Source organism: Petrotoga halophila DSM 16923, assembly GCF_002924615.1.
Genome location: NZ_JALY01000009.1, coordinates 1 through 1,720, shown reverse-complemented (window position 1 = coordinate 1,720; position 1,720 = coordinate 1). Strand labels below are relative to the sequence as shown.

The window sequence follows — 1,720 nt, the reverse complement described above, 5'->3', positions numbered from 1 at the left end:
AGATTTTGTAAAAGATGAGGGAAAAATATTTGGAGCTGTTGGAATACATCCCTCTGAAAGCTTGGGATTAAAGGAAACAGATTTAGATGAAATAAAAGAACTAGCAGGAAATCCTAAGATTGTAGCAATTGGCGAAATCGGCTTGGATTTTTATTGGGAAACGAATAAACAAGACCAGTATAAAAGTTTGGATGCACAATTAGATATCGCTGAAGAAATGGGTTTACCGGTAGTTTTTCATATTAGAGACGCATATGAAGAGGCATACAATTTTTTGCAGAAAAAAGGATTGCCAGCAAGAAAAGGTGTCGTTCATTGTTTTTCAAGTGATTGGGAAACAGCACAGAAATTCTTGGATTTGGGCTTATATCTAGGTTTTGATGGTCCGATTACTTATCCAAAAAATAATAAATTGAGGGAAGTGGTTGAAAAAACACCTGTTGAAAGAATTTTGCCTGAAACAGATTCCCCTTTTTTACCTCCTGTACCTTATAGAGGAAAAAGGAACAACCCAACGTACGTAAAGTATGTTTATGAGAAAATTTCCGAAATAAAAGGGATAGATGTTGAAACTTTGAAAGAGATAACAAAAAGCAACGTTGAAAAGCTTTTCTTTAATAAGGGCTAAACTGTCCAAATAATCTTAGTTTTTTCCCATTAATGGCATCTATTGTGGTTATCTTTTTTTTGCCAGGGAATTGTATCTCTTTTATCTTTATAGCCCCGTCTCTACATTTTACAAGTATGCCGTCTTTTTCAATAGCGATTATTGTTCCAGGCTCTTCTTTGTTTTCTATTGTCAACAAATCAGCAGAAAATTCCGAACCAAATATCTTTACCTCTTCTTTTTCGTATACGCTTCTTACTCCACGGTATGGATCGTAAGCTCTAACTTTGTTGTGAACCTTTATAGTGTCATTATTAAAATCTATTTTAAGATCTTCTTTTGTAATTTTTTCTGCATATGAGGCTTCTTCTTCATTTTGTGGTTTCAAAGTTAACTGATCGAATGAGTTTAAAAACTCTAAAACAGCATCTTTGGCAAGTGATAATAATTTTTCATAAACCAAGCCATAATTGTCATTTATTTCAATGGGGACACTTTTTTGAATAGCGATATCTCCCGCATCCAGAGCTTCTACCATCTTGAAAATACTGATTCCTGTTTCTTTTTCTCCATTTTCTATAGCTCGTTGAATCGGAGCTGCTCCCCTATATTTTGGCAATAGAGAAGCATGAACATTCCAACAACCTTTTGGTGGTAGTTTTAAAACATTTTTTCTCAATATTTTTCCAAAAGCCGCCGTGATAATAATGTCAGGATTCAGCTCTTTCAAAAAGTCAAATCCTTCTCCCTTATTAACACTTTTTGGTTGAAATACTGGAACATTGTATTTTAGGGCAACTATCTTAACTGGTGTTGGTTGAAGCTTTTTTCCGCGCCCTTTAGGTTTGTCAGGTTGGGAAAATACTCCTACAATATTGAAATTGTTTTTTATTAGTTCTTCCAAAATTTGGGCACCGAAGTCAGGTGTCCCCATGAAAACAATTTTAAAATCCTTGCTATTTGTCATGTTTTTATCGCTTCACCTAACTCTAATGCACGTTTTTTACCCTTTTCTATTAGTTTGTTCAGTTCCTTTTTTAATCTGGCTTTCTTTACAATGGGTAATTTATCAGTGAATAAAATGCCATCGAGATGATCTGTTTCATGTTGAAA

General features: G+C 34.2%; 3 protein-coding genes. 1 reads left to right on the top strand and 2 read right to left on the bottom strand.

Translation table 11 applies throughout. From position 1 onward, the window contains the following. A partial coding sequence (locus tag AA81_RS00360; RefSeq protein WP_103897865.1) for a TatD family hydrolase occupies positions 1-628 on the top strand: 628 nt, incomplete at its 5' end. On the opposite strand, the gene fmt is transcribed toward AA81_RS00360, so the two are convergent. Together fmt and AA81_RS14505 are read right to left on the bottom strand one after the other, a co-directional pair. After that, positions 615-1,574, bottom strand: coding sequence for a methionyl-tRNA formyltransferase (gene fmt, locus AA81_RS00355; RefSeq protein ID WP_103897864.1), 960 nt, complete (start codon positions 1,572-1,574; stop codon positions 615-617). The two genes, AA81_RS00360 and fmt, sit on opposite strands and share 14 nt — an antisense overlap. After that, on the bottom strand, positions 1,571-1,720 hold a 150-nt coding region (locus tag AA81_RS14505), incomplete at its 5' end, for a peptide deformylase (protein WP_245863348.1). The genes fmt and AA81_RS14505, both read right to left, overlap by 4 nt.